Raw genomic sequence first — 9,551 nt, 5'->3', positions numbered from 1 at the left:
TCGATAATTCTTTGCAGTACTTCGTTCACTTGATATGTCATTGCTAATTCTTTCACGGCGGCAAAGGTAAGGCTTTCCTTTAGAACTGCCAAATAATCAGCGAAGAAATATCGAAATAGACTAGAAGAAATAGGCTACACCCACCTGCCAAGAGTTGTTGCGACTGCTCTTCTTATTGAAGACAGACGTTGCTGCATCAGTAGCTGACTTCCACGTTGCATGCCCTGTCTTTCCGCAGGCAATATTGTAATTTGCACTCACCTGCAGGTGCTTAAACGCAGTAACACCAAAGCCAAGGTTGACACTGAAGTTACTATTCTTCAAAGCGTATGTACTCTTCATGTTCCATTGATATTCTTTCTCACCAATGTTGAAAGCAACCTGAGGTCCACCAAAGATGAATACACTTGCCATGCTACCTAAGCCGATAGAGTAACGAGCATTCACTGGAATTGCTATCTGTTGTTGCTTAACAGTCTGCGTCATCGTGGCATAATCGAGTTTTGCAGCACGATAATCATAAAGAACAGAAGCATCCATACCTAAACCAACAATGGGTAATGTGAATTTCACCGTTGGTCCAATGAACCAGCCAGCTTGGTTTGTTTTGTCAAAGACTTCACTATCAAAGTAGAAATCACTCACATTCAATCCTGCCTTCACACCAAACTTCAAAGGTTCGTCAGCGTGAACAGGAATGGAGAAGAGAAACGAAAGGACTAATAAAGCCGATGAAATAATTTTCTTCATAATCATAAATATTAATGATAAAAGAACTATAATGACTATACATTAATCGTTCTCAAATGGCTTTTATTACCTAATTGAAGAAATTTAACAGCTATGTTAATGACGCTCACGGCGGACAGTTACTCGTGCTGGAGACACGCTCGCACTCCCACTGGAAGATGGGCGACGTGTGCGCCTAACGCTACTTGTTGAAGGACTTGTACGACGACCACGAACAGTTCGTTTGCTTGCTTTCGCTACTTCTTGGCTTGCCGCAATACTATCAAGACTATCCTTACGAGCTGGATCACCATAGATATGCTTCTCAAAATCAGCAAGCTCACGCTCTATCTTTTTCTGTTCTGCAGCCATTGCAGAATCGTTTGGACAATATTGTGCAAGTGTTTTACCTAACAGATTAGTGGTCTTGTAAATCTTTCCTTTGTATAAGTTCATCGTGAAATAATCATCCACACTCATTGTAGCTGCATTGTTTAAGTTGCTAGTCATCATGGTTTGCTTAGAGAGGAAAGGTGCAAGATCGTCATAGCGAACCCAGAATAATGGGTATTTAACCTCTCCATCTCCGAAGTCATCTTCGCGATACATGATTGGACAAAGCGCCACCACCTTACGATGGAAAGTTGATGTACCTTGGTCATAATAAGCACTTTCCTTTAGATAATACCCTTTTACCTCGCTCGAAGGAATATCACTATTATCAAGACGGATGCCATGGTCTGTGCGTTCATAATAGATATGATAGTTGTCAAGGAACTGCAAGGGCTTTACACGGGCAGAGTCGGTAAAGACCTCGTTACCATCCATTCGATAATTATAAGCGGCAATCCCTCCTCGATTAGGACCATTCATCATCAATTTAAAGATATAAGTAAAGAGGTTCATCTGTGATCCCACGGGTTCAACTGGATAATAAAGTCCTGCATTCGCATCCTCATCCAACTTCAATTCACGATAGATATCACGACGCCAAACAACATCTTCTTGCAAAGGAGCAGCTGTTGGGAAAGATATCTGCGCACGTGTAGTAATCGTGTTAGCAGGCGATTGCGCCCTTTGCTGGTTACGTCTAGCAGCAGGCTGAGCACTGATGGCTAGTGCAAAGAAAACCGTACAGGTTATGAGAAATATCTTTTTCATTGTTTCTTTGTTTTATCTTTATGAGAGGAAAGAAGACCATCCCCTATATTATATTCAGCTAGTTTTATCTAACAAATAGTTATCGAACAATAACCTCCATATTGCGCCCATTGAGAGTTCGAGTGATTCCATCAGGTCCATGAACAACAACATTGGTAATATAGAAGCGCTTGTTACGACTCAACTGACGGAACTGCTCCTTCTGTTGAGATGAGAAGGAAGCACCATTACTAGCCAATGGAACGGCATTACCCATATTATCAAAGAAGACAACACGGAAGCTTGTCACAGTGAACGGAATATCAAGTAATCCATCATCAATAGCCGCATGAATACCTGGAGCACCCATTAAGGCTGCTTTAGATAATGGTCCACTCTTAAAGCGATCACCACCCATAGCGATGTAAGGAGATGGGTCTGGTAGCTTACGAACACGGAACTGATAGGCACCGACCTTGCGCCCCTTGGCTGATACAGAAATGGTAACAGGACTGCCGACTGCTGATGGTCGCGCTATGAAATGACCGCCACCACGGGCAATAAGCGTCCCTCCTGACATCGTTGCTTGTACATCGTTTTGAGCAGTATTAGGAATACTTATGGTGATTGGATTATCAAATCCAGCATACAATACATTCATCAGATCAGCTGCAATTGTAGCCATCCCATCGAAAGGAGGTGTCTTTTGCATACCACTAGGATTAATGTATTGCTTAGGTTGTGGTCCACCAGTAACCCAATAGTCTTGTGTAAAGTTACGGCGCAAAACATTACCTGCCATATCCTTCATAAGCATGTATCCACTCAAAGTATGCTTACCAGGAGCACCAGCTTTCACGGTCACTTGATTCCCTTGAATTAGTTGACCATTAACATAAACTTGTGGTTGTTGGGTGGAATCTACTGCTGCCATAAACATTTGAGCAGTCATGGTCTCACCTGGATAGAGACGAGTTTGACTCGGAACAACGAATGCTTGCAATTTGTTAACACGTAAATCCTTCAAACCAACATTAGCCACTAATGAGTGCAGGACTTCGCCTTCTGCATAACGAACATCACTCTGTAACTTTGATAACAATGTTACAGCAGCTGCAACAGGCATATTCTCGAACATATACTCCTCCCAGTTCTTCCCCATTGAGTGTTTCGGCACTGTCGTTGAGAGGTTACTTGCAATAATACTCTTTTGTTGAGGGGCTGTTACAAACTGTAAGATTCGACTGCGATAACTATTGATCGCATTGTATAACTTGCGCCCTTGCCCATTAGCAGGGTTCAACATTATATAACTAGCAGCCTCCAGATTGTCTTTACCTTCAATGTGCAAAGGATCGCCTTTCTCACCATCTGCTTCACGAACAATGGCAACCTTCAATGACTGAGCATAATTATAGAGAGAATCACTCATCTCTCTAACCGTCGATGCCATCATAAACCACTCCTTAACCTTCTGTGGATTCTTCTGCATCATTTGGTCTAGTTCACCAAAGATGGCTTCATTCTCTTTAGAAGAATTACCCGTCGTACGATTCAAACTCTCCTCAACAACAGAGAAGCCATTGAGTACTTCCGTAGAAATATTCAATGCCAACATTGCCATGAGGACAACGTACATGAGGTTAATCATCTTCTGGCGTGGGCTAACCTTTTTCTTTTTAATAGCCATTAATCTTATTTATTAGTATTGAGGAGACAATTTCACAGAACCTCCCCTTACCTTCATCTTTCTATTTATAAGCTTTCAGGAGTTGATTGTGGTGTTGCTGCCCCTGGTGCAGCAACACGCATATTAACAGTCATTGCCTCAATCATTCGGGCATAAATACTATTAAGTTGCTCTATCTGGTGAGCCATCTTACGGGTTTGTTCATTAATCTGATCAATAGTACCAATCTGCTGACTTGCTCCCTTAAGTTGCATTTCATAAACCTTTGCAATACCTGTAAGAGTACGATTGAGGTTCTCCATCTCTTCACTATCACGTGTAAGACGCTGACTCTGATCGTTCACCTTACCCAACATCTCTGTTAAGTTCTGCAATGCAGAGACGTAATTTGTTTGTGCCTCTACCATCTCTGGCGTTTGTTGTTGAGCATCTGCAATAGCCTTACTCTGTTGTCCAACAACTGCAGCTGCTATGTCATCAGCAGATGGCATAGCCTGCTGTACACGCTCAACATCTACCGATGAGACCACAGGAGATTGTGGTTGTACAGCTGAAGAAGTAGACTTAGTCCCCTCTTCCCCTGCTAAGTATTCATCTGTAACATGTGTCGGTAACTCACGACCATCATCCGTTTTATCAAACGGACGATCGAATGCAGAGAGGAAAAACACTATAACCTCAGTACCCATACCGAGGTATAGCATGATATTAGCACCTGGTAAGTGAGTGAGCTTAAATAAGGCACCAAGGATTACAATTGACGCTCCCCAACTATATCCATAATTAAGGAATGTTTGTCCAGGAACACTATCCATCCACTTTTGTAGATGGTAAATGAAGTTGAATTTACTATACTGTGTCATTATCTTTTCCTTTTCTTACTGCTTTTTTTATTCTCTTTTGCTGCTTCACTAGACGAACTTGCGAGGCTACGAACACAACGGAATCCAATGTAACTACGCGGTTGATTCTGATATTCCCAAGTACGCCATGCACTGCGAATGTAACTCTCAGGATCCTTCCAACTGCCACCTCTCACACTCTTCTTCTTGAGTCTATAAGGGTCTTCTTTAGCTGCTTTATAGTCTAACTGTGGGTTTAAGTCATTCATCGCATCCACACCTGCTTCAGTATAAACGGTACTTGTCCATTCAGCAACATTACCTGCCATATCGTAAAGACCATTGGAATTGGCACCATAAATACCCACCTTACTTGTAATCAAGTTTCCATCCTTCGTATAATTACCACGATCTGGCTTGAAGTTAGCATAGAAACAACCATTGCCATTCTTAACATTCTGGTTGTCCCAAGGGAACTCGTCTTGATTCTTTCCACGTGCAGCATACTCCCATTCTGCCTCTGTCGGCAGTCGATAACGCTGTACATAACGAGCCTCACGACCTAATCCTTTCAATAGATATTCCGTTCTCCAAGCACAGAAAGCATTGGCTTGTTCCCATGTAACTCCCACTACTGGATAGTTATTATAGGTTGGGTTGCTGAAATAATTACGTAAGTATATCTCATTATCAGAGTTTCGGAAGTCGTTTACCCAGCAAGTTGTATCTGGATAGATATTAACGATATAAGTATTCAAGAAGTCCCAAGGACCTGTTAATGGGCGGTTGATTGTTTCTTGGTGAATGTTTCCTTCATCATCAACATAGGCTGTATCCTTAGAAATCATCACGACTTCGCTAGGATCAACCTTTATATCTGTATTCAAATTACGCTCCTGTGGATTCAAACGATTACGACGCAAAGCCGCTGTTGTATAGTCATAAATCTCATAGCGATAATTCATCTGTTTTGCATCAAGACTCTTCTCCCCTGTTACAGGATTAGTAACAAACATACTTTCATAAGCTCTTTGCTCATCCTCATTGAACTTTCGTGGCAATCGTTTATTCCAATTGATATGAGGCTTAACAGGGTCACCATTCTTATCTTCTGTAATCATATAGGTTTCATCTCCACCATAAGCAGGATCTGCCAAACGTGTACGAAGAATGGAATCACGCACCCACTCTACAAATTGCTTATACTCGGAATTGGTTACCTCGGTCTCATCCATCCAGAAACCATCTACAGATATATCCTTTACAGGAGTCTTCTTTCCCCAAAGAGAATCTTGTTTGTCTAAACCCATGTGCAGCCATCCACGCTTTACAAGGGTCATACCATAAGGTGTTGGTTCACGGAAGCTACCACCTCCACCAACACCAGTGACCTCACCACCGCGACCTGACGTTGATGCTGTTTTACCAGAAAAACAGCCAGTGAGAGTGCCTAGAAATAGTGTGCTAAGACAAATGGTTAATATACATTTCTTCGTTTTCATATATCGTTCTTATAGAAATCTTACACTTTTATGTTTGTTTCGACCTTTCTTCTGAAGGTTTATGTCTGTTTGATAACTTACAAACAACTCATGACTACCATTGCCAAAAGCTGCAGAACCAGTGTACATCTCATAGCTATACCCAACATTTATCCCATGAAAAGTACCACCAACATAAGCGGTAACTGAATTTGTTGGACTATAAGAGACGCCCCCATATAGGACTTTCTTATCATTCGTATAGACCAAACGTGCCGTTATATCTGCCCGATAAGCAGTACCATCATAGCGTGCCAAAACAGACATTGGTATACTTAGAAACGGATTCCTCAATTTTATATTGTATCCTCCTGTCAAATAATAGGTACGATCTATTTGAAATTGGTTTCTGTCACCAAGTTCTAGCAAAGGGGCATTTAAATGCTGAACAGATATTCCTGCGTACCAGTTCTTATGGGTATAATAGAGTCCTACACCTAAATCCAAACTGTTTCCATTAGCTTCGGTTGTAAGCAAAGCAGGGTCGCTTGCCTCCGCAGGATCTAGCTTACTACCATCAAACTTATCAAACAGAACACCTACTTGCACACCTGCTGACAGCATTCCTCCCCATAAGTTCTTACGAAAAGCATATTGTCCTGCTATCCGTTGATGTGTGAAAGCTCCTATTTTATCATTCAATATTGACACACCCACGCCATGGTATTGTTTCATGAAATAAACAGGCATATCCCCCCCCACATAGAAAGTATTTGGATTATGCTCATAGCCTGCAAAGTCTAAAGCATAGGCTCCAATAACATTTAATTTATTATCTTTTCCAACAGTTGCAGGGTTGAACGATGGCTCCATAGCCCAATAGTGACTATAGGACGGATCGAACTGTGCTTTGACAGAAATTACTGCTAAGCTCGTCAGAATGATTATAAGAAATAAGCGTTTAAACACGCTTTTATAACGGAGGATGTAGTTGTTTATTGCTATCAAAGGCAATTTTTATTTATGGTATAAATGTATTCTAGAGCAATAAAAAAGGTTACTCACATCTTACCTATGAGTAACCTTTTCTTGCTTTAATGTCTTAATATTCATCTTCATTCCATAAGAAATCATCCTTAGAAGGATAATCTGGCCAAATATCTTCTATGCTATCGTAAACATCTCCTTCATCTTCTATCTCTTGCAAGTTCTCTAGAACCTCAAGAGGTGCACCTGATCGCATAGCATAGTCGATTAACTCGTCTTTTGTTGCAGGCCATGGAGCATCTTCCAATTTAGAGGCCAATTCCAATGTCCAATACATATTCTTATTTTTTTACATGTTCTTAGTTCGTGCAAAAGTAATATATTATTTCCTATCTACAAGCATTTTCCCACGTTTTTTCACTATTATCAGTCTTTATGTTTAAATAACGTGACAAAACAAAAAGATAATCTGATAATCTATTCATAAAAGGAAATATATTTCCAGGAATTTGAGCTATTTTAGATAGTGTGATAATACGTCTTTCTGCACGACGACATACCGTCCTACAAACGTGACATTGGGCTGACATAAGGCTACCACCGGGATAAATGAATTCGTGTTGAGCTGGAATTGACATCATCATCTCATCTATCTTTCCTTCTAACCTTATAACCAAGGAGGCTACAGAAGGTAGTTTTGATAGAGTTGAGTTATCTTTTGCTAATTCTCCTCCTATCACAAAAAGTTCCTTCTGAACATCTTCCAAGAAAGAAACAATCGAAGACTTCAACTCTTGCTGATTCTGTTCTCCACTACGAATATTACTCATTGAAGATGATTGAAGATACGATTTTAACAATCCAATATGGGCATTCAACTCATCAATAGTTCCATAGGATTCTACCCGTATATCGTCTTTTGAAACTCGTTTACCACCACATAAGGAGGTCATACCTTCATCACCTGTCTTTGTATATAGCTTCATTTTAGAAATTAACAATGTAATCTTGCTTTATCATGGACTTATTCAGAAAGATTAAACCACAATAATATAAATCAAAGGTAATACCAGTACGATTGTCAGCAATCAACCTTTTCCAGTATGCCCGTGTCTCTTTATCACGCTTTATATGCTCTAGAATCAAGACAGATGTGGGTGGGAGTAGTTCGATTGCTTTATCAATAAACTCACGATAGTTACCTCTTAAACTAACACGAACGATTGTATTATCACCCACCTTATCAAGTATTTGTGCGTATTTTTCAGGTCTTATCCCTTGAGAAATAGACTGATAAAGCGTATTCTTAGCTCCTGTCAATACATAAATCTTATAACAGGAGGAGGAGGGAAGATAGTCTATAAAGCTATGAGGTTGCTGGAAATTAGCTATACGAAAATAGAGTTTACAAAGTTTACGAACCCGCTTATCAATCCCATAGACCTGTTGCTTTAATTGTGCATACTTATAATATGGATAATGCTCATTCACAACATAACGAATAAACTTATATGCCCAAGGCGATTGTACACCGAACCCTCGAGAGTACTGTGCACGTCTTAGCCATATAACAGATCGTTTAATAAAGTATATCATATTAATGATTATGCGACTAACAAAAGTAACGCTTTTTTCTTAAACATCATATACATACCACATAAAAACAATAAAAAATCATACATATTAGGTACGCTTTTCTTCCCTGTAATAGCTATTACTAATACTAAAAGGCGCTTCTTCAACCAAAGAAGACGCCTCTTTGAGGGCAAGGAAAGGCTCTTCTTGAACGGAGAAGAGCCTCTATTACGATTCTTCACACCTACACATCAAACAAAAGATGGAACAAAAAATAACGATGAGCTGTAATTTTATTACCTTTGCAGTAATATAATTAAAATCTACATCACAATATGAAAAGAAGATTCTTAGTACTACTATTAACTGGTATTGCTCTCTCGTTGAACGCTCAACAACCCAAACACGAATTAATATGGAGCTTCGGATTAGGGGACGAGCCACATTTGAAGAGTGTTAGAAACAATTACGTTAAACAGTTTCAACTTGAGGATGATGCTTCATTATTCTCTTCGTTTCAGAATATCAACAGCTCTCTTAACATGGAATATATCTATCATCTGAATAAGAGATGGGCGGTAGGAGCAGATATTAGCTACACTGAAGCAGCTGCAAAAGGAGCACATCGACCATTGACTGAAGAAGAGAAGGATAACCCTTTCAGACTTATTTTTGAAGGACTTTTCTACTCTATATTTCCTAATGACGAACTGAAATTATCGAGTAAAGCATGGACTATCATGCCAGAAGTGCATTACACATGGCTCGGAAATAGGAACTTTACACTATATTCAAAGGTCGGGATGGGGTTAAGCTACTATCAACTAATATCAAAAAGTAGCAACTTTCCTAATATCAAAGAGAATAAAATGAGACTTGCCTACCAATTATCGCCTGTTGGCATAGAGCTTGGAAGCCACCGTCTCCGCTTCACTTCAGAGCTAGGCTATGGTCTGCAAGGTATATGGAATATTGGTCTCGCATATTATATAGGTAAGAGCAATTAAACACATAGCACAAGAAACTCAAAAAATTGTTCGCGAACTCTTCCCAAATTGTTCGCGAACTTTTCTTGAATTGTTCGCGAACAATTTTGATTTTGTTCGC

At 40.0% G+C, this 9,551-nt stretch carries 10 protein-coding genes; 1 reads left to right on the top strand and 9 read right to left on the bottom strand.

From position 1 onward, the window contains the following. Nucleotides 1-120 precede the first annotated feature (120 nt). The 9 genes from O3603_RS11565 to O3603_RS11525 form a co-directional block, all read right to left on the bottom strand. Nucleotides 121-750, bottom strand: coding sequence for a porin family protein (locus O3603_RS11565; RefSeq protein ID WP_288953602.1), 630 nt, complete (start codon nucleotides 748-750; stop codon nucleotides 121-123). Nucleotides 751-846: 96 nt separating this feature from the next. Continuing rightward, the gene (gene gldN, locus O3603_RS11560; RefSeq protein ID WP_371522962.1) at nucleotides 847-1,890 is read right to left on the bottom strand and encodes a gliding motility protein GldN; all 1,044 of its coding nucleotides are present in this window, start codon (nucleotides 1,888-1,890) and stop codon (nucleotides 847-849) included. 79 nt (nucleotides 1,891-1,969) lie between these two features. Next, nucleotides 1,970-3,559 (bottom strand): gliding motility protein GldM, encoded by a 1,590-nt coding sequence (gene gldM, locus O3603_RS11555; protein ID WP_371522960.1) that lies wholly within the window; start codon nucleotides 3,557-3,559, stop codon nucleotides 1,970-1,972. A gap of 65 nt (nucleotides 3,560-3,624) precedes the next feature. Then, entirely contained in the window at nucleotides 3,625-4,422 is a 798-nt protein-coding gene (gldL, locus tag O3603_RS11550) for a gliding motility protein GldL (RefSeq protein ID WP_371522958.1), read from the bottom strand. Continuing rightward, the gene (locus O3603_RS11545; protein WP_009434689.1) at nucleotides 4,422-5,903 is read right to left on the bottom strand and encodes an SUMF1/EgtB/PvdO family nonheme iron enzyme; all 1,482 of its coding nucleotides are present in this window, start codon (nucleotides 5,901-5,903) and stop codon (nucleotides 4,422-4,424) included. Before O3603_RS11545 ends, gldL begins: the two co-directional genes overlap by 1 nt. A gap of 9 nt (nucleotides 5,904-5,912) precedes the next feature. Next, complete coding sequence (locus O3603_RS11540) at nucleotides 5,913-6,851, bottom strand: type IX secretion system membrane protein PorP/SprF (RefSeq protein ID WP_371522966.1); 939 nt, start codon at nucleotides 6,849-6,851, stop codon at nucleotides 5,913-5,915. A gap of 133 nt (nucleotides 6,852-6,984) precedes the next feature. Continuing rightward, nucleotides 6,985-7,206, bottom strand: coding sequence for a DUF2795 domain-containing protein (locus O3603_RS11535; RefSeq protein WP_004337463.1), 222 nt, complete (start codon nucleotides 7,204-7,206; stop codon nucleotides 6,985-6,987). A 52-nt stretch (nucleotides 7,207-7,258) separates the two neighbouring features. Further along, nucleotides 7,259-7,855, bottom strand: a complete 597-nt coding sequence (locus O3603_RS11530) for a cob(I)yrinic acid a,c-diamide adenosyltransferase (protein ID WP_371522964.1) — start codon at nucleotides 7,853-7,855, stop codon at nucleotides 7,259-7,261. Nucleotide 7,856: 1 nt separating this feature from the next. Then, complete coding sequence (locus tag O3603_RS11525; RefSeq protein WP_371522956.1) at nucleotides 7,857-8,465, bottom strand: hypothetical protein; 609 nt, start codon at nucleotides 8,463-8,465, stop codon at nucleotides 7,857-7,859. Between the two features lie 314 nt (nucleotides 8,466-8,779). Between O3603_RS11525 and O3603_RS11520 the strand changes: the two genes are divergently transcribed. Beyond that, the gene (locus tag O3603_RS11520; protein ID WP_371522954.1) at nucleotides 8,780-9,451 is read left to right on the top strand and encodes a hypothetical protein; all 672 of its coding nucleotides are present in this window, start codon (nucleotides 8,780-8,782) and stop codon (nucleotides 9,449-9,451) included. Nucleotides 9,452-9,551: the final 100 nt, after the last annotated feature.

The sequence above is a fragment of the Prevotella sp. 20925_1_30 genome, assembly GCF_041433025.1.
Lineage (GTDB): Bacteria > Bacteroidota > Bacteroidia > Bacteroidales > Bacteroidaceae > Prevotella > Prevotella vespertina.
The sequence above is the reverse complement of the archived record's forward strand: the minus strand, read 5'-3'. Positions and strand labels throughout refer to the sequence as shown.